Origin of the sequence: Photobacterium halotolerans DSM 18316, from assembly GCF_000425165.1 — a bacterium.
GTDB classification, from domain to species: domain Bacteria; phylum Pseudomonadota; class Gammaproteobacteria; order Enterobacterales; family Vibrionaceae; genus Photobacterium; species Photobacterium halotolerans.
Genome location: NZ_AULG01000022.1, coordinates 87,226 through 111,811, shown reverse-complemented (window position 1 = coordinate 111,811; position 24,586 = coordinate 87,226). Strand labels below are relative to the sequence as shown.

General features: G+C 49.0%; 14 protein-coding genes. 6 read left to right on the top strand and 8 right to left on the bottom strand.

Annotation, left to right across the window (positions count from 1 at the left end; translation table 11 throughout):
• Positions 1-256: 256 nt before the first annotated feature.
• Positions 257-2,386 (bottom strand): UvrD-helicase domain-containing protein, encoded by a 2,130-nt coding sequence (locus H511_RS0105845; RefSeq protein WP_027251456.1) that lies wholly within the window; start codon positions 2,384-2,386, stop codon positions 257-259.
• A complete protein-coding gene (locus H511_RS22720) occupies positions 2,387-4,627 on the bottom strand; it encodes an AAA family ATPase (protein ID WP_081669205.1) in 2,241 nt (746 codons plus the stop codon).
• Positions 4,628-5,718: 1,091 nt separating this feature from the next.
• Between H511_RS22720 and H511_RS0105835 the strand changes: the two genes are divergently transcribed.
• The gene (locus H511_RS0105835; protein ID WP_051287935.1) at positions 5,719-6,906 is read left to right on the top strand and encodes a hypothetical protein; all 1,188 of its coding nucleotides are present in this window, start codon (positions 5,719-5,721) and stop codon (positions 6,904-6,906) included.
• A 12-nt stretch (positions 6,907-6,918) separates the two neighbouring features.
• Positions 6,919-7,716, top strand: a complete 798-nt coding sequence (locus tag H511_RS0105830; protein ID WP_027251454.1) for an Imm49 family immunity protein — start codon at positions 6,919-6,921, stop codon at positions 7,714-7,716.
• Between the two features lie 937 nt (positions 7,717-8,653).
• Here the strand turns inward: H511_RS0105830 and H511_RS0105820 are convergent.
• The gene (locus H511_RS0105820) at positions 8,654-9,343 is read right to left on the bottom strand and encodes a helix-turn-helix transcriptional regulator (protein ID WP_036758919.1); all 690 of its coding nucleotides are present in this window, start codon (positions 9,341-9,343) and stop codon (positions 8,654-8,656) included.
• Positions 9,344-9,422: 79 nt separating this feature from the next.
• Here H511_RS0105820 and H511_RS0105815 point away from each other — a divergent pair, with 79 nt between their 5' ends.
• Positions 9,423-9,788, top strand: coding sequence for a VOC family protein (locus H511_RS0105815; protein ID WP_027251451.1), 366 nt, complete (start codon positions 9,423-9,425; stop codon positions 9,786-9,788).
• A gap of 81 nt (positions 9,789-9,869) precedes the next feature.
• Here H511_RS0105815 and H511_RS0105805 read toward each other — a convergent pair whose 3' ends face one another.
• From H511_RS0105805 to bcsQ, 5 genes are read right to left on the bottom strand one after another with little or no spacing between them, the layout of a single operon-like run.
• Positions 9,870-13,673 carry a cellulose synthase subunit BcsC-related outer membrane protein gene (locus H511_RS0105805; protein WP_027251450.1) on the bottom strand — a complete coding sequence of 1,268 codons (3,804 nt, stop codon included), beginning with the start codon at positions 13,671-13,673 and terminating at the stop codon, positions 9,870-9,872.
• Entirely contained in the window at positions 13,664-14,773 is a 1,110-nt protein-coding gene (gene bcsZ / locus H511_RS0105800) for a cellulose synthase complex periplasmic endoglucanase BcsZ (RefSeq protein ID WP_027251449.1), read from the bottom strand. The genes H511_RS0105805 and bcsZ overlap by 10 nt, the downstream gene beginning before the upstream one ends.
• Positions 14,770-17,058, bottom strand: coding sequence for a cellulose biosynthesis cyclic di-GMP-binding regulatory protein BcsB (bcsB, locus tag H511_RS0105795; protein WP_027251448.1), 2,289 nt, complete (start codon positions 17,056-17,058; stop codon positions 14,770-14,772). The genes bcsZ and bcsB overlap by 4 nt, the downstream gene beginning before the upstream one ends.
• 2 nt (positions 17,059-17,060) lie before the next feature.
• On the bottom strand, positions 17,061-19,682 hold the full coding sequence (gene bcsA, locus H511_RS0105790) for a UDP-forming cellulose synthase catalytic subunit (RefSeq protein ID WP_027251447.1): 2,622 nt from the start codon (positions 19,680-19,682) through the stop codon (positions 17,061-17,063).
• A 4-nt stretch (positions 19,683-19,686) separates the two neighbouring features.
• On the bottom strand, positions 19,687-20,472 hold the full coding sequence (gene bcsQ, locus H511_RS0105785; RefSeq protein ID WP_027251446.1) for a cellulose biosynthesis protein BcsQ: 786 nt from the start codon (positions 20,470-20,472) through the stop codon (positions 19,687-19,689).
• 669 nt (positions 20,473-21,141) lie between these two features.
• Here bcsQ and bcsE point away from each other — a divergent pair.
• The 3 genes from bcsE to bcsG are packed head-to-tail and all read left to right on the top strand — an operon-like array spanning position 21,142 to position 24,520.
• On the top strand, positions 21,142-22,716 hold the full coding sequence (gene bcsE, locus H511_RS22710; RefSeq protein WP_051287933.1) for a cellulose biosynthesis protein BcsE: 1,575 nt from the start codon (positions 21,142-21,144) through the stop codon (positions 22,714-22,716).
• Positions 22,713-22,859 carry a hypothetical protein gene (locus H511_RS24855; RefSeq protein ID WP_169449966.1) on the top strand — a complete coding sequence of 49 codons (147 nt, stop codon included), beginning with the start codon at positions 22,713-22,715 and terminating at the stop codon, positions 22,857-22,859. Before bcsE ends, H511_RS24855 begins: the two co-directional genes overlap by 4 nt.
• A 23-nt stretch (positions 22,860-22,882) precedes the next feature.
• A complete protein-coding gene (bcsG, locus tag H511_RS0105760; RefSeq protein ID WP_027251445.1) occupies positions 22,883-24,520 on the top strand; it encodes a cellulose biosynthesis protein BcsG in 1,638 nt (545 codons plus the stop codon).
• The last annotated feature ends 66 nt before the right edge of the window (positions 24,521-24,586 follow it).

The following is a 24,586-nucleotide window of genomic DNA, read 5'->3' as shown; positions in this document are numbered from 1 at the left end:
TTCTTTGCTGTGGGCCGGGACGGTTGTAGGCGCTCCCGGCGCCGACAACCTAAAAATTCGTCCTGAATTTTTCCCTGTGGAGGATGGAATATCCTAATTTTTAACTCATTTTTGGACAGAGACGAGCTAGATTATATAATCTAGCTCGTGAGGTTTTGATTAGAAAATATAAGTCAAATTATTTTATATAATTGTTAATGCAAACGCAGTACTAATAGTTAATGACGAGTAGGATACTATCCTATCGCCATTAACTTTAATCGACCTTATCCCACAACTCAATGTGACTGAAAATAGATTCAACTCCATTCTTTATATCAGATATATCATCCAAATATATCAGCCAGAGATTAGTTTCAGCCCTTGAGCATGCTACGTAGACCAAATTTTGAGTATTAATGATTTTGTCTCTTACATCTTCATCTTGTAGAGCTTCAATTCTAGCTTTTTCATCACTACCTCTAAACTCGAAGAATTTTTTAAATTTGTTTCGACCGTGATTTCCAGAACCAAAACTATGCTCCATTATTATAGCTACATTTTGATACTCTTCACCCTTTGTTCCGTGATAGGTATGGTATCGAATCTTTCCAGATTGCTCTTTTTTTATATACCTTACCCATTTTGACCAAACTTCGATTGAAATGTTTAAGACTTGATTTACCTTATCTATTTGTAAATCATTTAAGATATCGTCATCATGATCTCTAATAATCATCAAGTCTCTCAATCCACCTCTAACTAGTGAATCAATGCTTCCATAGTCAGAAATTTCATCTTGTTTTGCCCCTAGAAAACGTCTGACAAAGATATCTAAACAACTCGAATTTGGGTTTGATAAATGGTATTCTGATATTGCAGCCAAAAGCTCGCTAAGACTTGTTGGATTTATTTCTTTAAGAGTTTTTACAAAGCTGTGGGCATCATAAAAACTAATGGAACGCCCCTTTTCACCAAAAAGGTCGTAGAAAGTAGTACTGCTATTTTCTATTGACAAATAAGAACTAAGTAACTTGTAGATTATCCTTATTATAGGCTCTAATTTTTCTAACTCATGTGACAGTAATTTCGTATTTAGATCATCAAAGTATATATTTTCTGCTGCTCGAAATGACTCATATACCTCACCAAAACCATTCATTTCTGCCATCAGTCTATTCGTCAAAACTAGACAATCAATTTCAGAATCTTTACCTAAAGATGATTGAAACTCATTTACAAAGTTTTCTGCAATTAATATCCTGCAAGTATCTTCATTTATGTTATTTACATAGTAAAAACGAACATCACCATTCACCTTATCATCAAATATTGGCTCTTGTTCTATTTGATCTTTCCTAATAATGTTTGCAACATCTATGATTTGTTTCTGAGAGCGTCGGTTGTACTTTTTATAAATAACCTCTAAATTAGGGTGAAGTGTATCTATTTCAGAACCAACTCCATCATCATAGATTGTCTGAGCAGTATCTCCAAAATACCCAACCAACCATTTTCTATTATTTTCTTCAGAATAGTTATGAAGATTTTTCATTATCTTTATTACTAAAGGATGCGCATCCTGATATTCATCGACAAAAATGAATGGATATTTATCAATAATTAACCTTCGTAATATTGGATAATCACTAACCATTTTTTCAGAATACTCAATTAAAGTATCGTGACTGAATTTCATTTTGTCCAATCGGTCGGCATTAAATATACTATCATATGATACTTGTGTATATCCTTTTTCTTGACTATTTATTTTTTCAATTGCAGTTTCATATCGATCCTTTTTGTAAACTCTTTTCGCTACCTCTTTGAAATTACCATAATTTGCTTGCCATTTTTTAACAGCAGCCTCCCCATAATCTTCATAATACTCAGCATAAGCGGCCCTAAATTCTGCTGCTCTAGAATTTCTATTTCGGTAATACGTATTTTTACTCTCTTTAACTAGAGAAATATAACTAGCTTTCTCATCTGCTAATAATTTATTAAAAATACCAAACTTATTGTTAGGGTCATTTTCTAGTTCATTCTCAACTTTTTCTAGTTCATTTTTTAATTTATCTAAATGTATAGATACAAGCTCAGGCTGATACCTCTGTATAATATCCCATAACATTTCATGTATTGTTGAAACGATTACTAGTTCGGAGTTGCCAAGCCGCTCTTTGATCTCATTAACAGCTACATTTGTATATGTAATACAGATTATCTGTTGTTTATTTTTACTAAGCTTTGCAACTTGTGTTTTTAATAAGTACTTTAAACACTCAACCAATGCGTACGTCTTACCTGAGCCTGCACCAGCACTAAACCTGAAGCTCTTACCTATTTCTACTACATCAAATATTGATTGTAGTAGTTTCTTCTCTTCCTCAATTCTATTACTCATTTACTCATCTCCACTTTTCATTGATGTACTAGAGGTGAGTGTTTCCTTTATCCAATTAAATCCATCTTGAATGTACTGTGGTAATACTGGTGTAGCCTTTTCTTCAGAAATGATACATCTGTATAATAACTCACTTGAAAAATCGCTTTTACTCTTAGAGAGCTTTCTTTGAATTTCAAAAGATTTAGATTTTAAATTTTCCAAAGATTCAGATCCCTGCGATCCCACAATTGTTTTATAGGTCGTTGGTTTACAAGTCCTAAGAGTTTCGTTGAGAATTCCGTTATTATAATTTGTTAATATAAATGCCTCTTCCAAGCTTGTGGCATAAAAATCATTAATCTTATCTTTTTGGAAAACCACATGAAGATTTTCATCTGTATAGTAGATAAGATCTTCTAAAGAATCACTTGATTCAATCTCAGTCGTTTCCCCATCTTCCAAATCTTCTCCGTTTTGTAACTTTTTGAATGAAATTATAGTGGCATTTGTTGTTATAAGTTTATCCAAGTTTGATATTTGAGTGTACTCTTTCACACTCTGAGTATCACTTTCACCTTTTTTGTGCCCACAGTAATCACAATTATCATCATCTTTACTATGATTAATATTCTTTTGACAAGCTTTCCTTTTTATATCAAGGTCAGTAATAATCAAACAAGGTACTTTTAATGCTTTTGCTAGAGGTAAATAAACTTTACCATGAGCGCCATTTATGTTGAAAATTGATATATAAGAGTTCTTCAATGCGTCATCGTTATCTATATAGTATTGAAGTAACGCTTCTTCAGTAACTCCTTCAACAAATATTATCGCATCGGAGAAAAAAAGTTCAGAAACTTTATATTTTATGTGTTTCTTTATGAACTTTAATTCGTCACTTTCTTTACCATGATGACCAGAAACAATAGAGTCATTCAGGTTGATAACATTTGCCGCTTTACCCAACACAGTCAAATAGTTAATGTTGTCAAAAGAATTACTACTATGAATCTTGCTATTAACTATGTGTGATGAGTGTGTTGTTATGGCAATTTGACAGTTTAGCACCTTCTTGTCATCTGAGTTTTTATTCGCAATATCTAGTGCATGTAGAACTGCATTATCTATTCGATTGATAAAAAACTCCTGCATTTGAGGGTGCATAAAAGCTTCAGGTTCTTCAATAAACAAGAGGTTAATTGTACTATTGTAACTGTCTTTCTTATAGCTATCTACGTAATGAATTATTTCACCAATAATGTTTAGGAGGTTTATATAACCTAAACCAAATTGACTTTCAGGAATATAATCACCATTATCAGAAAAATTATACTTAATGAGATTTCTCACTAAACTATCATAAGTAACATTACCTTTCAGTTCTAAGTCAACATGACTTTTGTCTTCAATCTTTCTTAGCACAGATGATACATTATTGCTTTTACTTTCTATTGATGTTGTTAATGTTTCATTAATGTTATTTATTTCTTTTTCTAGGTTGTTCTTTCCAACTTCATCGCTCTCAAATTGAAACCCAACTATTTTATTAAATACATCTGTCAGAATCCCATCTTTCAAGTGTCTATTGGCTTTGATTTCTCGAAGGTTTATCAATTCCTTAAGAGAAAATCTCTTCGCTTCGAATCCGCGACTATCATAGTACTTGATTTTAAATAACTTACTCTCTTCATTTAGCTCAAGGAAGTCTGATGATTGCTCTAACAAATCATATAATAAAGTAATGCTTTCATTTCGTGGTAAATTGCCATCTTTCACATATTTAACGAATTTACTTATAGCGTCTTTAAATGCCGTTGCTTCCGAGACTTCAACTTTAATATTTATTTTTACACTACTTAATCCAGATCCTTTAACACTTGCAAACTCTAGTAAGTTTGTCATTAGGTCACTTTTATCCATATCAACTTTAGCTACAAGTTGAAATTTTAATTCTGGTAGGGGAATAGGTTTGACACTCTCAGAAAGGTATTTATCATGTAATTCTGATATGTAATCTACATTAAAGTCTGTTGACTTGAGCTGACTATTCTCACATAAAAGCCTTAAAGCATTGGCTATCGTGGTCTTTCCCGCATTGTTCTTCCCTATGATTAGCGTAGTAGAAGGCCCTATAACAGACTTGCTATCCTCTTCACTAGCTTCCATTGACTCTATGTTACTTGGCTCTACAAAGTTAATTACATTGTTTCTGTTTCGAAACTTTCTATAGTTTTCAATAGTCAGGCTTTCTAAGTACACGGTGTCTCCCTGTAATATTCGTAGTTCCACCTCCCATAAAGAGTAATGGAGTCAAAATTTATATTCACTCTGTAGCGTTTATATCGAAAAGTAAAGGAAAAGGCTTTGCTTTAGCACACAGTTCTCGTAGTTCATTTCAGTTGCTCGCATGCCATTCGACGCCATGGAGTCAAGTCATTACTTTTTGTATATCAAAACTAGCTGATTATCTGTAACGTATATAGAGACGTAACACGTTTTGGGGCAATAACGAGTTACAAGCCCAAACAGTGCCACTCGCGCAGGGAAAAATTCAGGACGAATTTTTAGGTTGTCGGCGCCGGGAGCGCCTACAACCGCCCCGGACCACACCAAAGAACCAAAAGGGCTTTTCTGGGCACTCTTTGGCCCCACAAAGAGTGTCTGGCGCGCATCGCACCATGTCGAAAGAACCACAGAACTCAAGCGCGACATACCTCACCCAGCCTTAGAAACCGCACTCGCTACATGGATTCCCGCCTGTCGCGGGAATGACAGAGTTGATGTCATTGATGCATGACTGAAATCGCTTCTGCCCAACAACAATATCTAAATTCAAGAAACCCCCCAGGGAAAAATTCAGGACGAATTTTTAGGTTGTCGGCGCCGGGAGCGCCTACAACCGCCCCGGACCACACCAAAGAACAAACAGGGCTTTCTGGGCACTCTTTGGCCCCACAAAGAGTGTCTGGCGCGCATCGCGCCATGCCAAGAGATTCACAGAACTCAAGCGCGACATACAATCGATCAAACATAGTAATCATCTGATTAAAAACTTCTTTTCATATCTTAGCTAGTGTGAAGAATCAGCCTATCACTTCTTTCGCTGCCGCATTACTGAATACATACAGAGAGATCTTAAAAAGTAATATCACTAGTGTGATTGAAATCTCAGCTTAACAAAAACAGGCTAATCGACAGCCCAGACCATCATAACCACAGCACCTACTGTCGTTTTGACATATGCATACTACCCAATAAGAATGTTAACTTAACGCCTTGTTTTATTTGATCTTAGTTCCTAGTTCACATCACAACAGGAGCCAAGCTATTGCACACGAGGCATCTGATTCATGAGTTATGAGATTATCGAAGCCAGACGACTGGCTATTAGTGACCTCAAACGGGTAATTAGCCCGCGACAAGCGTCGTGGGTATTACAAACCGCTCCTTATGTGACAAGCTTAAGCAATGTAATGGAACACGGTGGTGTCAGACGAAATCTGAGTAACATAATGAGAAAGATCGAGAGTGGTGAGCTGATCCTGCTAGGAAATAATGGCGATGTCTTCAATGGCAACGGCGAACTGGCTATGGGGCTACCCTATGGTTTTGCCTCTCGAATCCGTTATTTACAAGCAAACGCCAAACCGACCCGTTTCGTCAAAGCTAACTATGCACCGTTTGACCCAAACACTAACCTGTTTGATACAGTTATTGGTGGCGCCAAACAGTTAGCTAACGACTTTATCCGGGAGCAACGTTCAAGCCAGGCAGAATGGATGGCCGATAAAGGTATTGTCCAATTTACTGACACGACCACTGGACAAGTGATGACCTCAGATGAAGTGGCGCAGCGATATCTAGAACATGGTGAAGATATACTCACTTTCAGTAACGAAGCCGAACTAAACGGTGCAGAACTGTTAAAGGAGAATAGGCATTACAGTACAATTTTACCTGTAGTAAGCCTTGCTGCCAGTGGCTTTCGTAACCCAATCAAATACCGTGAACTGCTAGAGAAAAGTATACAGAACTCTCGCTCACTTCCAGAAGCATTAGGTAAATTAGGCATGGAGCACGCCAAGGAACGATTAGGGATCAAAGATCATCCCGATTACGTGGATCGTTATCATGGACCCGATAGTATGGGTTTTGATAAAGACAACCTGCTGGTTGAGATTGAGAGCAAAGGTACAGCTGGAGCCAGCCGGGCTGTTGGGGTAAATGTTGATAACATGAAACAAGGCTCTGCAGCTAAGAATCGTAAACGCGGTAGTCAAATGGTGAAGAAACGAACCAAAGTCGGAGTTCCTTCTAATCGCCAGGGTGGACCATACAAGCAGGCTGAGTTGGATATGTGGCAGTTGGTAACCGATTTACAGGGAAACAAGCGCCACCTGATGGTGAACACCGATACCGAAACTGGCAGAGTAAAAGTTTATGAACAAGATACAAACGGTGACATTATCGACCAACTTGATGATTTCATTATTGATGGTTACAAAGACACCAAAGCACATCTATCCAAATTGTTTTAAGGGCCAAACAACATGACACAACCTAAAGAGGCAACAATTCGCGAGTGGATTACAGAGTGTAACTACCAGCTGTCACGGATAGAACAACTGGCAAAAGAAGGGTTTCACCAAAAACACAATATACCGCAGGAAAGCGTATTCCACGGTCGTTCCGAGTATTACACAGAGCTGGCCATCTGCTACGCCTTACTTGGCGAACGGGCACAATCCATTGAGGACCTGACCCAAGCCATCATTAACGGTGTCATGCCATATCGTATAGCCTACGATAACCAGTGCGAACTACACCATTTGTCCGTCGGACCGGAGAAAAGCGGGTGCGTCAACCTTGCCTTGACCCATTCATTACTGCTTAAAATAGCCTCTCTTGACGATGATGCTCTTACCCGTGAATCTGTGCCTTTTGTCCAGTTAATGGAAAAGGATCTCAATGACTCAAAGTCGATGGAAATGGTTAATACCGTACAGGCTCTGCGTAACATATTGACACACGGTGACGATTCCCTCAGCAAGTCATTACTTCAATCAGCGCTGGATAATTCACTGACCCATCCCATTAAGGGAGGTTGGAGAGCACGCAGCTATACCCTCAATCTTTGCCTTTTCACTATAGTGACTCGTGATCAGCAAAGCTTTGAAAAAGCATTACAAATGAACCTCAAAGACTACGAAAAAGGTACGAAAGGAGAGATTCGTGGCACCCCAGAGGCTTATATCAGTTTGCCTGCTGTGGGGCTGGTAAAGCTGGCGAAACGCTATGGTTTGTCGTATGAGGGTAAACACACGTTGATCCCAGAGTCTTTACTTTAAGTCCAGTTTAGATATGGTCTGAACTAGTTAAAATCAGCCAGAATGAATAGTCGACATCAAAAATGCTGCCCAACAAGCAAAAGCCCCAAGAAACCCACTCCCACAGGGAAAAATTCAGGACGAATTTTTAGGTTGTCGGCGCCGGGAGCGCCTACAACCGACCCGGACCACACCAAAGAACAACAAGGGCTTTCTGGGCACTCTTTGGCCTAACAAAGAGTGTCTGGCGCGCATCGCACCATGCCAAAAGAACCACAGAACTCAAGCGCGACATACCTCACCCAGCCTGAAAAGTCGCACTCGCTGCACGGGAATGACAGCTTGAAAATGTACATTGATGGCACTCCCGCAGGGAAAAATTCAGGACGAATTTTTAGGTTGTCGGCGCCGGGAGCGCCTACAACCGTCCCGGCCCACACCAAAGAACAAAAGGGCTTTCTGGACACTCTTTGGCCCGACAAAGAGTGTCTGGCGCGCATCGCACCATGTCGAAAGAACCACCGAACTCAAGCGCGACATACCTCAGCCGTACCAAAATCCCCCAGCCACAACACCCAAAAAACCAAAAGAAACCCACTCCCCCAGGGAAAAATTCAGGACGAATTTTTAGGTTGTCGGCGCCGGGCGCGCCTACAACCGCCCCGGACCACACCAAAGAACAACAAGGGCTTTCTGGGCACTCTTTGGCCTAACAAAGAGTGTCTGGCGCGCATCGCACCATGCCAAGAGAACCACCAGACTCAAGCGCGACATACCTCAGCCGTGCCAAAATCCACCAGCCACAACGCATCAATAATCCCAAAGAACAAAAGGGCTTTCTGGGCACGCTTTGGCCCCACAAAGAGTGCCTGGCGCGCGTCACACCATGCCAAGAGAATCACAGAACTCAAGCGCGACATACCTCGGCGCTCAGCATAAGAAAAGCAGACAGACATCCCTACCGCCGCGATGAAAGCTCCTTCTCCCGCCACTCCTGAAACAACCCATGACGCCGCCTTGGATACGCCTGATCCATCATCATCGGAGCAGCAATCCACTCGGTGCGAAAGTGGCGAAAATCCTGCCGCAGTTCGCACCAGGCAGCGAGCACTCTGCCCTGAGCGAAATAGCCGATCGCAAACGGCCAGATCACCCGGGTGCTCTCTTGTCCGTCGGCCGCGCGATAGCGAATGGCGAGTTTTCTCTCCCGCCGGATGGCCGTTCTGAACAGGGTCAGATCTTCCGTGGCAAGCTCACCGGGCGGGCCGACGCGAAGTGGCACTTCATTGGCACCCTGCACCAGATCGGCGGGGAGCACGGCGGTGACTTTCGCCAGTGCAGTGTCGGCGGCGCTGGCCATCGGCACATCGCCAAAGGCCGAGACCCAGCGGACACCCAGCATGATGGCGCTGATTTCTGCTTCGGTGAGCATTAACGGCGGCAGGAAGAATCCGGGTTTCAGCACATAGCCCATACCGGGTTCGCCGTCGATCTGCGCCCCCTGGGCCTGCAGTGTGGCGATATCCCGGTACAGGGTACGGATACTGATATTCAGCTCATCAGCCAGCCGCTGTCCGCTGACGGGCAGCCGGTGCTGGCGAAGAATCTGCAGTAATTGGAGTAATCGTTCGGTACGCATAAGCAACATGATACTGCCACTTTCTGACAGTGTCACGGGGTAAGATCTGACTGGACTCAACGAGGATGAACACAAAAGGAAAGAGAAAATGATACCGAACCTATTGCTGCTATATGTGAAAAACCCGGAAACAAGCGCAGATTTCTATCGCCAACTGCTTGGCCGCGAGCCTGTGGCGGCGCACCCGACTTACGTGGCGTACGAGTTTGAAAACGGTTTTAATCTGAGCTTGTGGTCGGAACAGGCGCGCAATTTTGTTTCCGGCGGTGAGGGCCACCGCAGTGAATTCGCGTTTATGGTGCCGGATGACGATCAGGTCAAGGCGCTGTATGACCAATGGCAGACTGCCGGTGTCGTGATTGAGCAGCCTTTGCATGACGCGGTATTCGGCCTGACTTTTGTGGCGCTGGACCCCGACGGGCACAGAATCCGGGTCTGCACACCGGATGAGTAACGGGGAATCAACCCATGATCAACAGGCGCATTTTCATGCGCCTGTTTTTATTTGTTCCAATCTGCGTGAAGGCCGCAAATCTTAATCAAAATCGCTGTACAGGCTGGGCACAGTCGGCGGGTAATCGATCGGTTGCCAGCGATCATTGAAGGTAAACCGGGTATACAGCATAAAATGGTTTGGCTCGTAAAAGTCAGAGCGCTGCAAATCCATTGCAACCCCGACATACCAGCGGCTGCTGACCCGCTTTTCCAGCGCGCCTTCCAGCGAATAACCAAAACCGCCGCCTGTGTCTGATTCCCCGTCCGACTGATAGGGCGCATCTTCTCTCGACCACGAATTGGACACAGAAGCGCTAACCAGATAAGACCAGCTGCTGTTGTAGCGGCCGTAATAATTCACCGGCAGCGACAGCGACACATAGCGCTGCGGGCTGTAATAGCCGCCGCTGCCCAGTGTGTACTCACTCAGGTTTTTGTCGTAGTCAAAATACAGCAGATTGGTGCCGATGCTTAAACGCTGATCATCGGTGGCGATCAGTTTGTAATACCCGCCGCCCAGCAGGGCCAGCCGGGTGTTGTCGGCCACCTTTTCACCGGTGATCAGATGATGTTGCACACTGCTCCAGAACCCGTACGGGCCGCCAATGTCCCAGCTGGCATTGAGTTTGACACCTGTGCTGACCACACCGCCCCATTGTGTCCCGGCTGGATCGACAGAAGAACCAGCCGTAACTTGGGGCACACTCATCCCGGCATACGACAGCACACTGCTGGTCTCGGGCCGGCGTGACAAGGTGCCGGACACGCCGAAATCGCCGATGTCGCCCGCAAGCGTGACGCCGCCCACCCAGGTTGACTGGGCAAAACCCAGCGGTGTGGTGCCGATATCGGCCTGCCAGTTGTCCGCCTGCCAGCCGATGCCAAAGGCCAGCCCGGTGTCACGGGCGCGCAGCGTGTCGTACTGCGCATTGGAATCGGCAAACTTGTCGTAATAGTCCAGATCGCCGGAGTCGAGCGAGACATAATCGGCCCGCACGAGCAGATGGCCGTCCCATTGTTCGATGGGGATCCGCGCTTCAATCGGCACCTGACTGGCCTTGTTTTCCCCGTCCCGGGCGCTGTAATCCCAACCGATCATGATGTGGCCGTCGCTGCGATCACGCAGACGGTCGATGTCAGCTTTGACATTGCGGGTCAGCCAGTAATCGTCGGCCTCCTGATACAGCGTCCGTAAATCAGGTGATTGCGCCTTTGCGGCCTGTACATCCGCGCTTTTTTCGATGCGATCCGCATTCAGTGCCTGATAGCCACGCCGCCCGGCCAGCGACCACTGCTGACTATCCATCGCCAGCGCCATGCTGTTGCGGTAATCCATCGCATCCGCGTCTGGCCGCTGGCTCAGTAAACGGTTCAGTTCACGGGCTTTGTCGTATTCGCCCTGACGGTTCATCACAGGGGCGGCGGCCATTAATTGTCTGGCCGTCAGCTGGGCACGGCTGGCATAGAGCTGCTCAGACACCGGCTGATAGACAGCCGCATCGCCCAGTGCGGCACTGGTTTGTAACACCCCAAGCCGGGCATCGGTGCGGTAAGGCTCGGGGACGGGTTTAGCGTCGCTGAGCACATTCTGATAAAGCGCCTGCGCCCGGCGAAACTGCCGCTGTTCAGTCAGGATCGCCGCTTCTGCCAGCAAGCGCCGGTTATTAAGGGTATCCAGTTCGGTACGCGATACGACGTCCTGCTCCCCGTTGACACGCGCCTGTCCCTGCTGCTCCAGCCACAGATCAAAGGCGCTGAAGTGCGCCAGCTCAATCATCAGCTCACCATAGCCAAGCCGGGCGTTTTCCGGCCAGCTGTCACTCGGGGTTAACTGGCGGTAGATTTTCTCAGCCTGCTGACGTTCACCTAAACCGGACCAGCTCATGGCCAGCCGCGCCAGCACGGCCGGCTGACTGGCATACTGCTGCGCCAGCGCATGCAGTTGCTGGCGCACGGCATCCGGGTTGGCCTGATAGCGGGCAGGCAGATCAGCCAGTGACTGATCAAGGCGCAACCGCAGCAAATTACGCTGCATGGCTTCACTGCGTCGGGCAGCAGGCACGCGCGACATGACGGCAACGGCCTCATCATCGCGACCGGCCTGACTCAGGTATAACCCGTAGGCAAACTGCATCTCCGGATCGCGGCTGCTGGCGGTCCATTGCTGCATCAGGGCATCGGCCCGGCTGCGCTGCCCGGCGGCGACTAAGGCATCGGCGATATCGCGGCGCTGCCAGGGCGAGGAGGGATCCAGCTGGAGTAATTGTTTGGCGAACCGCTCTGCGGCCTGAGTGTCATTCTCAGCCAGCGCGCTGCTCAGCTGTTGCACCACTAACTGGGTTTTCATCTCCAGTAAGGTGTCGCGAATTTGCCGCCGCTGGGCCGGGGGCAATTGCTCAGCAAAGGTAATCGCCGCCGCCAGCCCCTGGCTTTCCAGAGTCAGATTCACCAGGCCGCGCACGATCTGCGCATTGCCGGGATCACGCTGCAAGGCTTGCCGGTAGGCCTGTCCGGCGGCAGCAAATTTCTGCTGCTGCTGATACAGTTCTGCCAGTTTGAGATAGGCATAAGGTTCAGCGGCGTTCACTGGCATGGCTTTCCGATACGCGCGCTCGGCCTGACTCAGTTGGCCTTTTTGTCTCAGCGCATCGCCTTCATCCAGATACGCCCAGTAAGAAGAGGCCTCCACCAACGACTGCCACTTACTGACATTGTCCGGATCATCATCGAGCTGCTGCGCCTGTCGGAAGTAATCCAGTGCTTTACCCTGCTGCCCTTGGCGCAGGTACACCATGCCGAGGCCGCCCAGGATGTCAGGATCGTCCGGGCGCGTGGTTAAAGCGTATTCCAGTTGTTTTTTGGCTTGCGGGTACGCCCCTTGCTCTATCAGCGCCAACCCCTGAAGCTTGGCCAGATAGGTGGGATCTTTGCGCAGGCTCTGCTCAGTTTCCCAGCGCGCCTGGGCATTGCGGTTGGCACGACTGATGGCAGTATCGGACGGAAAATAGCTGGCGACAATGGCGTACTGTTCGGCCACTTGCGCTGATATCGGCTGCTGATCCAGCGCGCGCAGCCAGGCATTGGCGGCCACGATGCCGATATCCGAACGCAGTGCCAGCTGGCGGTAGGTCGCCAGAATCCAGGGATCGGCGGCATCACGACGGCGAATATGGTTTGCCAGCGCCAGCTGAAAAGCAGGCACGCCGGGATACGCGGCATTAAGCTGCTCCAGCCCCTGCTTCACGCTTTCCCAGCGCTCACTGAGGCTGCCTTCAGCCTCCAGGTATTCCAGCTGCAATTCGGCCGAGGGCATACCATTGGGGAACAGTGCATCATAGGCTTTCAACGCTTGCTCATAACGACCGGCGCGCACCAGTAATCGGGCTTGCTGCAACTCGGCTTTTTTGCGGCCGTTAATGGCAATCAGATCATTCAGCGCCTTGAGCTGCACCGACTGCGGCGAGCCGGCTTTTAGCTGATTGCTGACTTCCTGCGCCTGCTGCAGCTGGTTTTGTTTGATCAGCAGCCGCGCCTGATAATACAGCCCGTCCGGGTGCTGGCTGTCAATCGCCAGTAACCGCTCCAGCGCACTTTCAACGATATCATCGCGACCTAACGCCGTGGCCAGCTCAATCTGATTGACCAGAAAATCCACCGAATTGCTATCCGACGGCACGGCGGAAAAGGTGGTCACCGAATCTACCGGCTGATAGACCTGCTCAAGCTGCTGAGCTGTCAGGGGGGTTGCCGGCACAATACCGGCGTAAGCGGACAGGCTGATTACCCCGGCGCTGAGACCCAGTGCAATCAGGATACTGGTGTTCAGCGAAACAGTTACTGACATCCCTTTTCCCATGCTGGCTCCAGTTCACCCTGTACGCCGAAGCGATAACGTTGCTGGTGCCAGCCTTCGCCAAACAGCGCCAGCACATTGTCGTAATAATGGTCGTCCTGGTTTCTGATCAGATGCCTGGCCGCCCGCCCGGCCTGCGCCTGCAACAGCGCGGTTTCACCTGACGCGGCCAGCAAAGGCAGCATGGCGGCAGAGAATCCGGCGCTGCCCTGCTCCTGGTACTGGCCCGTCTGAGTGTTCACCGTACGTGGCGGGGCCGACAAAGCCGCCGTAGCCGCCACCATGGGTTGCATTGCCTTCACCAGTGCTGCTTTATCTTTCGAATCGTCGCTGAGCATGCCTGCCCATAAGTAGGTACGAATGGCGTTATAGCTGCCCACCGGCCCGGTTTGCTGATCTGCGCTATAACGGCCGCTGGCCAGCGTGGCCCAGTCCGGGCTGAAACCGGCGGGCATGGTGTCCAGAATCATGGCAAGACTGGTGCGGTACAGGGATGTCCAGCGGTATTGCGGATACAGCTGTGCCATCCGGGCAATCAGCTGCAGCGGCAGGTAACTCGGATTGACCCGATACTGACCGTTCTCCAGCGCAAACCCCACCGATCCCGGCAGCAGCACAGTGCCCAGGCCGTCGACATCCACGGCTTCTTCACGCAATATCCGGCTGGCCATCAAATGGCCCAGCGATTGGTAATAATGGTTATTCCAGAGGCGGCCCGCTTCAGCCAGCGTGTAGGCAATCCAGAGATCGGAATCTGAGGCCGGATTATCATCCAGCACGCCCCAGCGTCCCGATGGCTGTTTGCCCCACAGCCAGGCCGGCAAGCGCGCCGTCAGATCGCCTTCAGCCAGCTGGCTTTGCGTCCAGTCCAGCAGGGCGGCAAAGGCCGGTTTGTCATTGGCTATCAGCGCAAAAAACAAGCCGTACGACTGACCTTCTGATGTGGTGATCCGGCGCTCGTCACTGCCGTCTATCACACGGCCATCGACCAGATAAGCCGATTTGAACGCCTGCCACTGCGGCCATTCACAGCGGTTTGCCAGGCTCTGAGCACTGAACAACAGGCTCAGCACAAAGATCAGGATTTTCATTCATCTTCCCCGCTTCGTGTCAGCCGTCTGGCGGCAATTTTCCGCAGCACCCGCCACAGGAAGACAGTGACAATCACCACCAGTAACACCGCCAGACTGGCGACAAGCACAGGATGATTGGAGAAGTGATACCAGATCAATTTCAGCACCGGCAACTGGCCGACAAAATAATGCTGGCCGACGTTATAACTGGCCACTTCCTGATCACGCAGGATCACCACAGAGCCTGACATGTGCTCCACTTTGCCCGAATCAATGATGGCATTATCCACCAGGCTGAATGCCTGCGGGCTGGCTGCCATGATCGCCACCAGGCTGCGCTTTTTGGTGAACGGGGATTCCATGCCAGTGATGGCGGCAAACCTGCCGCTGGCATTGACCGACACCAGATCGACAGCCTCCGGATTGTCAGACGCTCTGCCCAGCCAGTTCATGCCTGATGCGGTTTCATTGCGGCCCGGCAGACGGATCTGGCGCTGCCCGGATCGCAGAACCAGATTCACCTGATCCGGTTCGCCAATCGCCTGAGTCAGTTCCTGTGCCACACCTATGCTCAGGATATCCTTGCCTTTCAGCGTGGTGCTGTCCCACTGGTCTGTCACCGTGACCTGGATAGCCGGGTAACCGGTATCCGCACCCAACCGGCCCATGACATTCAAAAAGGTTTGCAGTGCTTCAGCTGACGAAGAGGCGGGCAGCACCACGGCCGTGTCCGACAAGTCTGCCATGCGGGTAAACGGGAACCCGGAGGTTGCAAAGGAGCGCAGGTTCGGCATCTGGATATAATGCGGGAAGCCACTGAAATCAATGGTCGAGTCGCCGTCAACCACAGCATACTGTTTGCTCGGCTGGGTGACCTGGCAGTTCCCTTCCGTGACAGAGGCAAAGCCGAATTCAAAATCGATGAAATTTTTACTGCCCACTTTAAACGCCGGAATCCGTACCCTGTCGCTGCCGCCCAGCAAACCGTCGTCCAGTAAGGGCACCCGGACACGCTTGGATTCACCGCCCTGACCGGCTGTCGTCAGGTTGAACGCTTCGACAAACTCATCATTGATCCCCAGCGTCAGCCGTGAGCCCGAGTTATCTGTCATTGGTGGCGAATAACGATACTGCAGATCCATCGGAATACCGCGGCTCTGCCAGGTAAACAGATCCGGCGGCAGCTGAAAACTCAGCCGCACTGGCGGCGGGGTGCGACCCTCCACCTGCAGCTGACTGCGCTGTTCCACCAGCTCAGTGAACGCCACGGGCCTTGAGGTATCGACCCAGTTGGGCGCGTCATAAGGGACGCGGGGTTTGACCTGAGCCACCTGATTGATCTTCGCCATCGGGCCGGTTAACAACTGGGTACCCAGTGCCAACCCCTGAACTGCGGTATTGAGATCCTGGCTGTCGCGGCCCTGCACCAGCAGCAGTTTGACATAAGGGTTGGTCGGATGGGTGATCACCTGCAAATACGGCCCGTCGGCGTCCGGGAAGTCACGCAGAAAATCGGGTTTATTGTCATTGGTCACCAACACCACCGCATGCTGCTCTGGCAATTGATTGAACAAGAGCGAAAATTGTGCTCCCCGCCACCCGGACAGCGCACCATAGTGGGACGCCAGCACGCCCGCTGCTTTTATTTCCGCCAGATCATAATCAGCTCCCATAATGACCGGCAGGGTTAACTTGCCAAAATCACGGGGATCAAAAAAGGGTGCCGGCAATAAACTCAAATCGCTTTCAAGCCGGGTTTTCTGCACAAACAGTTCGACCCGGCTGCTCTGGCTGATCTCCGCCCAGATACTGGCATCATTGGGGTTAGAGCAGGTTTTATGGGTGTTGCCAATCAGCTCAAAGCGGATCTGGTTATAGTTGCTGAAATAACGCGAGTCCAGCGGCATGGACACGCTGCTTTTTTTGCCCTGCTGGCCATCTGTAACCGGCACGACCCCCATCAGCTCATTGTTGAGGTACACCTTGATGTGAGACACCAGTGCCAGCAGCGCCGGTGAAGGCGTGACATCAAAATGCAGGCTGGCTTTGGCAATCACCTCATCCAGACGCGATCCAAAACCGACATTGGCGTTGGCTTCACTGCCGTAAATACCGATAGAGCCATTAAAGCCCAGTTGTGAGAATGGCAGATCTCGCTGGATAACGGGTGCGAGCTGATGCGAAGGTGTCGTGGCTCCCGCTGAATCGGCGTTCACTGCCGTGGCCTGCGCACTGGCCATTGCCGCCATACCCAGACTGCTGAGTATGGCAACCGCTGTTTTTATTGTTTTATTGATTTTCATTTTTAAGCCCTGTTGGGGACATTACGTGGTCTCAGTGACCAAATCAGGCCACCAAAGATTGAAACACCCTGCGCCAGCGCAGCGACTGGTGCCGGGCTGTGCTGCATCAGGCGGCGGTATCCGTTCCAGCCGACCTGCAGCACAGATTTCATACTCGACATCGGCTTATCAGACTGATAAGACTGCTGCCACTTCGCCCAGATGTCTGCTCTGGCAAACGTACATTGCACGTACTGAATTTGTTGCTGTGTGCTGAGTTCACTGAGCTGCAGCCCCAGCACACCGTTGCCGGTAAAGGCGATGGTCGCCGGAAACACATAGGATTGCTGACCACGACTCAGCACCACCTCCAGTTTCTGATTCACCTGGACATTCAGTCGCTCACTGTCCTGTTCGCCCAGTCGGACCCGCAAGCCACTGAGCGAGAAATCTTTCATCTCAGCCTGCAGCAGGTGTCCGGATCTGAGCCTGATCGCTACCGGCATAGAGACTTCAACCCGGTGATCACGGCGTATTTGTTTGGCTTCAACAGCCACCGCCACTGCCGCGCCGAGGATCAGCAGGTTGTACAGGGTCCAGACAATATTCACCAGCACGGTCGCCATTTCGTTCTCCGGCCCCCACCCCAAGCGGTAAATACCCATGCCGAGTCCAATCACATTCAGCAATACCAGCACCAGATAGGGCCGGGAGATCACCCAGTCATAATGGGATTCTTTGACCAGCCCGCCTTTGGCTGTCACATTGAACTGCCCTTTATGCGGGGCAAACAGTGCCACTGTGGTCGGGCGCGCGATATACCAGGCCAGAACGGTTTCATACACTTCGCCCCAGAATGAATAACGGAATTCCCCCTGCATCCGCGAGTTGGTCATACTGGCATGCACCATGTGCGGTAACACGTACAGAATGATCGCCAGTGCCGGTGCATAAATAATGAAGCTGTGCAGCAATAAGAAAGCCAGTGGCGCAATCAGGAAAATGATCCTGGGAATACCCGATAAAAAGTGCAGCATGGCATTGGCATAACACAGCCGCTGGGACAGCTTAAGCCCTTTGCCGGTCAGCGGATTATCCACCCGGAAAATCTGCGCCATGCCTCTGGCCCAGCGGATACGCTGGCCAACGTGGGCCGACAGCGTTTCCGTTGCCAGACCGGCTGAAATCGGTTGTTTCAGATACGCCGAGTGATAACCCAGACGGTGCATCCGCAGTGAGGTATGCGCATCTTCGGTGACGGTTTCCACCGCTATACCACCGACTTCTTCCAGTGGTCCGCGGCGCAAAATGGCGCATGAACCGCAGAAGAAAGTGGCATCCCACAGATCGTTACCGTCCTGAATCAGGCCGTAGAACAAGTTGCCCTCATTGGGCACATCGCGAAAATTGGCCAGATTACGCTCAAACGGATCCGGCGAGAAAAAGTGGTGCGGTGTCTGAATCAGCGCCAGTTTCGGATCTTTCAGGAACAGGCCCATTGTCAGCTGAAAAAAGGCTCTGGCCGGAATATGGTCACAGTCAAAAATGGCCACAAATTCTCCCTGAGAACGCTGCAGGGCATAGTTAATGTTGCCCGCTTTAGCGTGCTCGTTGGTTGGCCGTCGCAGATAGTGCACGCCAACTTCCCGGGCAAAATCGCGAAAACTGTCTCGCTTACCGTCATCCAAAATATAAATATTCAGCTTATCCTTTGGCCAGTCGACGCCCAGAGAGGCGTACACAGTGGCACGCACAACGTCCAGATCTTCGTTATATGTCGGTATCATTACGTCAATTGTAGGCCAAACTTTTGTCTCTGGCGGCAGTGCAACCGGTTTTCTGTTCAGCGGCCAGATATTCTGAAAATAACCTAAAATCAGCACGATCCAGGAGTAGGTTTCTGCCAGTAACAGTAAAATGCCCAGCATAAGCGCCAGAGGGTCGTCCCAGTTCAGCGTGGAAGAATAGCGCCACCACAGATAACGGCACGAAGCCGTGACCGACAGGATGATCAACAGCAAGGTCGGAAAATGGCCGGGCATTCGCCGGCACATCATCGCCAGCGCCCACAGCAATAAGACAAAAACCATCTGGGCTTCCAACCCGAACGGCACGGTAAAACAGATCAGGGCCAGCAAGACCACGGCTATCAGCAGCAGGATATTGATCATCCGCCCGGTTTTGGTTTCTCGTAATATTGTTTTGAGATCTTCCGTGTCGGCGTCGGTCGCTTTTTTTTCCAGCCATTGAACAAGGCCGGCAATGCGCCCAAAGGGTAAATAGAAGATGGCTTTCACGCGGCGGATCAGCTGTGTGGTTCCCGCTTGCAGCCGGGCTTTAAAGTGACCCGGCGATTGCGGCCTGACGCACAACAGCCACAGGCTCTGCAGCACAAAACGCGCAGGATCGAGCAATGTGGGGGAAGCAAAATTGATATGCGGGTAGTAAATCAGAGGCAGACGCCATGCCGGCACGCCGGCAACCTGCGGCTTGAGACACACAAACGCAAAGGTAAACCACAAGCCGAGTATCAGATTTCCCATTCGGGAGGCAGATGTATTTCGCTCGCGCTCATAAGCAAGCTTTTGCACTTTGAACTGCTCAATAACCCAGGATTGAAAAATCAGATTTAAGGTGTTGAACATACACTCAGGAAACACACTGGATGGTTGATAACTGCGACACGCACCAAAAGGCGAGTGACTGATAATCTTTCGTTGCCTGGCTGGTTGGAGCAAACTGCTGCACTGTGGTCAGATTTGCCACACTGTCCATCAGAGCGATATCCCGGTGTAACAGCACAGGTGACAATTCAGCGCCAAGCTCTTTTTTCATCACCAGCATGAAATCGCGGCTGATCTCGGTTTCTGGCTGATACTGGTTGAGCACATAGCGCACTTTGGCTGAGACAGGCGCATCGTTAAAAACAGTCTGGGTCTCAGAAACATCTTGCAACACGCAGTAACTGGCGGCATCAGGGGTTAACACCACCAGCACGACATCAAAAAAATACCCAAAGGCTTCATCTTCCAGTGTCGCCAGATCCGACGCTGCCAAATGAATCAGTTGCCAGTGATCCTGATTGTCACCCGCCTCAAACCGCCCGAGTGCTTCAAGGATCTCAGCAAGGTAAGGGCCGCGGTTCGCCTCAAACTGTCGGGCGCTCTGTAATGACAGTTGGCCAAAAGGCAAAAATGCCACACCATTCGGACTTTCAAAGCCCGCGGACTGCCAGTCAGTATTCGCACACATGTGACTGGCCCACCCTTCAACACTGGAGATAGGCAAGCCGAGGTGTAAACGCAGCAAGTTGGCGGGAGCCGTATCCACAACCAGCACATTTTTCTGCACTTGCACTAATGCCTGAGCCAGATTTGCTGTAACTGTTGTCGCCCCGGCACCACCGCGCAAGCTGAGAATCCCGATCCTTTTCATACCATATCGACCTGGCTACTGTTTTCAGTACTCGCTTGTTTAGTTCCGTGAAGTGACTTTTTACTTTTTAATATCAACCATTTATTTTTGACTTTTGAATAGGTTTCGCTTTCGTTTAATTCGACATAATCATGATTAGTCATGTTATAAGATGCGTAAATTGCATCAACATCTTTCGCAGGCATTACCACAATAATTCACCACTACTTAATAGAATATATCAATGCCATTAATACAAACTTTAATTTAAGTACATAATTCTTAAAGAAACAAACAGACACTCACTTTTATTACATTTTTGCCTGTTCCTTATTAACATTCGGTCCACAAAAAAATCAGACCTCCGTTTGATAAATTTAATACTAGCTGCTAAAACGCTAACTGATAAGACCAGAAACTAATGATAGTATTCCGTTTAATTATGTATGCCTTTCAGTTCATAATCAAATTTCGTGATCAGTACGCTGACCATATGCAAACCAAACAGTTCCTTGCACCTTTCAGTCAGTGCCAAGATAAACCAGATGAATGATTCGACTTTTTGCGCAAATTCTATATGATCTGACTATATTAGTAACACATTTTTCTGTCGTGTTCTTACTGTGATGGTGCCTCTGCAAGCTTAAATAAAGCGGGAAAAGTGCCGATGGCGAGCAACTGGTATTTTCTATGTCTATAAATCCAGACTTTACACACTTTGTCGGAATAAACAATTTCCCGTCGGTTTATGTTAATCTTTTTGACCACAAAACCATGGCAATCGATTATCTGACATCAATCATTAAACAGAATGAAAACAATAACTTCACCAGCCTTACCAACAAAGATAACTTTTACTCCGGCCTGACCGAACAGGAAGCTTATCAGCTCTCAGCGACGTTACAGGAAAAATGTAAGAAACTCTTTTTTCTGAATAAGAATAGAGCCCCAAACGGTATACATTTACTGCTGGATGACATCATCAAATTAAAAATCACCCAAAAATCGCTGTGCATCCTTTTTGTCCCGGATATATTTTTCGTCAATATTAATAACGATAATCTCACTATTGATTTAAAAAAACTTAACGATCACGCTACCAATAATAACCTGACCATCCAATTGCTGGTGTACGGCTCTGTCGCCTCAACGTCATTGAAACCGGCATTACTGGCACTGAACCGTCACCTGGCGGGGCTGGCTTCCATGAGCATGATCAGTGACGACAAATACAGCTACCATGTACATTTCTGGGCAAAACCGGACGGCGTTCAATCAGATAAAACCTTTATTGTGCAGAAAACGGCACTGGGTATGCTGGCTGCCGTGCCGGTTTCAACCCCCAATATAACGACACTTGGCAGCCAGGATGACACGACGCTGATTGTGATGAGCCATGCTGCTGCGGAGGAAGACATCCCACTTCCTGCACACGTCCAGCTGGCGGCAAACAATGCAGAGATCATCAGTGATTCAACAACCCCGCCTTCAGCGACAGTGATATTGTCCTGCCAGTCGCCGGAGGAGATCCGTCAACTGGCTGTCGATTGCCTGTATTTACGGCAAAAAGCCGGCCTGCGGCTCAAGATCATCATCAGAGAAGTCAGGCAGTGCCTGCGATATGCCGATGAAACCTTTCTGCTGCGCGCCGGTGTGAACCTGATTGTGCCTTATCATCTGCCATTTCTCAGAATGATGAGTCAGGTCGATGCGGTGCAAGGACAACGCATGACGCGCCCGCTGCCGGCCAATACTGAAGAGCTGTTGTTAAATGACCTGAACTATAATGCCAGGGGATATCTGGACAATCAGACATTTACCCAATATTGCCATACTGTGATGCAGCAATTTACCTCTCCGCAGCTGGACCTGGTGTTGGTTAAACTCAAGCTGCTGCCAGGAATGCAATCGGATGAGTGTCTGCGGCTGTGCCATATCCGGCGTGATGGCGATGTGATAACCGCTTGTCACCATGCGTTGTATGTTCTGTTCAGCGCCATTCGCCAAACGGATATCCACACGGCACTCAATAATATTTTTGATGCGCCAGTCCGGGATCTCTTCCGGGCCGTCCAGATCATCAGTGCACACCATGATATGGAAAAAGAGCTGGAAGTGGTCGACAAAGAAGCTCTGACGGTTTGTGCCGACATCAAAAAAATCATCACAGAACCGGCTATTTTTACAGAAAAAAGTAGCGCCGAAGAAGAGATGGCAGCCCTTTTTGCTGCGCCTAAACGCATTCGATTAAAAGGTGAATCATGAACATTGATGATTTTCTGCTCACCGCAGGGCTCAGCCTGTTAACAGGCATGGTACTGGGTTACTACCTGCATAACCTGATCACACTGGGCAAGCGTCTCTATCGCAAATTTTTCGGGCGCTCCCGCTACTTTGAACAAGACTGAATTTCTATCACTAAGCAGAGACTATGACGATTACACTCTCTTCTCATTCATCACAGCAGGTTAAAGGACTGGGGTGGTGGAATGTTTATTTCATAGCAAAGTTCGCCCTGTATCTGCAGGGCACGATTGATTTCCACCCGCTGGAAAACATAGCACTGGCCCTCTTTTTATTACTGCCGCTGCGTTCCCGGCTGCTGGCAGCCATCAAGCTCGTCATTGCTGTACCTGCTGCAGCCTGGTTGCTGCACTATGATTCTTTCCTGCCGCCTTTAGAGCGCCTGTGGGCGCAAATGAACCAATTGATGCATTTCGAATGGGGTTATTTGTTTGAACTGGCAGGCCGGTTTTTCTCTATCCAGGCGCTACTGGGCCTTTTTGCCGTCGGCATAGGTTACTACCTGCTCAATCGCTTTTTACGCGTATCGGTACTGGTGATGGCGGCGATGCTGTTTTTCAGCCTGCCATCCGGCCAGATAGCGCCTGTAATTGCAGATCAGGGAACAGCTGAGAACACTACCCCGGAAACCCGGCCCGCCGGTAATGCCAATGCTGCCAAAATGCCAGCAGAAACAGATGATGCATCCCTGAACCAATATGTGGCCGAGTTTTTTTCCCGTGAATCCAAACGGCAAGTCCTGCTGGATGACAACGCCGTTAACGCTGCGCCCTTCGATCTCTTATTCTTGAGCATCTGCTCAGTCGCCTGGGACGATATCCAGATCGCCGGACTGGAAGATCATCCCTTATTTAAAGAATTCGACATCCTCTTTGATCAGTTCAATGCGGCAACGTCCTACAGCGGGCCAGCCGTGATCCGTCTGCTGCGAGCCAGTTGCGGGCAGGAGAACCACAGCCAGCTCTTTGCAGGAGCACCGTCTGAGCAGTGCTACCTGTTCGAAAACCTGAAGCAATTAGGTTTTGAAGAAAATCTGGTGATGAACCACGACGGGATCTTCGACAATTTCCTTGAGTTAATTCAAACCGAAGGTAATGTGGCGGCAGATCTGATGCCGCAAACGGATTTTTCCCCGTACCAGAAGTCTTTCGACGGTGCACCGATTTACCGAGATAAAGACGTGTTGAATCACTGGTGGCAACATCGCCAGCAGGAAGGCAGCGACAAGGTTGTGGCGCTTTATAACACCATCTCCTTGCACGACGGTAACCGGATCATTCACGGCAACCAATCCACCGGGCTGATGAGCTACAAATTGCGTTTGAATAACCTGCTCGACGATCTGTACGCTTTCTTCCAGTCACTGGAACAATCGGGCCGGAATATCGTGGTGGTGCTGGTGCCCGAACATGGTGCGGGTATGAAAGGCGATCGGATGCAGATAACCGGGATGCGGGAAATCCCGTCGCCTTCGATTGTGCATACCCCTGTTGGCTTAAGAATCTTTGGCAAAAACATTGTCCGAACCGGCGAGACAGCCCGCGTAACATCACCGTCCAGCTATCTGGCGTTATCTCAGCTCATTGCCAATATCTTAGAGCAAAACCCGTACCTGAGTGGCAGCTTTGATCCGGCCTCTCTGATCGGTAACCTGCCTGCCACGCCTGTGGTCGCTCAAAACGAAGGATCTACTGTCATCAGAGTACAGGGAAAAAACTACATCACCCTGGATGGCAGCAACTGGTCTGAATACCCGGCGAAATAACCACAGTTATTCAATGGTATCCACGCCCCGGTACCGGTAGGAGCGTGGAAGTTACAACGACAGATT

Coding starts and splice junctions, on each gene's coding strand:
- bcsZ (WP_027251449.1), bottom strand. CDS start 14,773: ATGAAAATCCTGATCTTTGTGCTGAGCCTGTTGTTCAGTGCTCAGAGC.
- bcsB (WP_027251448.1), bottom strand. CDS start 17,058: ATGAAAATCAATAAAACAATAAAAACAGCGGTTGCCATACTCAGCAGT.
- H511_RS0105820 (WP_036758919.1), bottom strand. CDS start 9,343: ATGTTGCTTATGCGTACCGAACGATTACTCCAATTACTGCAGATTCTT.
- H511_RS0105845 (WP_027251456.1), bottom strand. CDS start 2,386: ATGAGTAATAGAATTGAGGAAGAGAAGAAACTACTACAATCAATATTT.
- H511_RS0105830 (WP_027251454.1), top strand. CDS start 6,919: ATGACACAACCTAAAGAGGCAACAATTCGCGAGTGGATTACAGAGTGT.
- bcsA (WP_027251447.1), bottom strand. CDS start 19,682: ATGTTCAACACCTTAAATCTGATTTTTCAATCCTGGGTTATTGAGCAG.
- bcsG (WP_027251445.1), top strand. CDS start 22,883: ATGACGATTACACTCTCTTCTCATTCATCACAGCAGGTTAAAGGACTG.
- H511_RS0105815 (WP_027251451.1), top strand. CDS start 9,423: ATGATACCGAACCTATTGCTGCTATATGTGAAAAACCCGGAAACAAGC.
- H511_RS0105835 (WP_051287935.1), top strand. CDS start 5,719: ATGAGTTATGAGATTATCGAAGCCAGACGACTGGCTATTAGTGACCTC.
- H511_RS0105805 (WP_027251450.1), bottom strand. CDS start 13,673: ATGTCAGTAACTGTTTCGCTGAACACCAGTATCCTGATTGCACTGGGT.
- bcsE (WP_051287933.1), top strand. CDS start 21,142: ATGTCTATAAATCCAGACTTTACACACTTTGTCGGAATAAACAATTTC.
- H511_RS24855 (WP_169449966.1), top strand. CDS start 22,713: ATGAACATTGATGATTTTCTGCTCACCGCAGGGCTCAGCCTGTTAACA.
- bcsQ (WP_027251446.1), bottom strand. CDS start 20,472: ATGAAAAGGATCGGGATTCTCAGCTTGCGCGGTGGTGCCGGGGCGACA.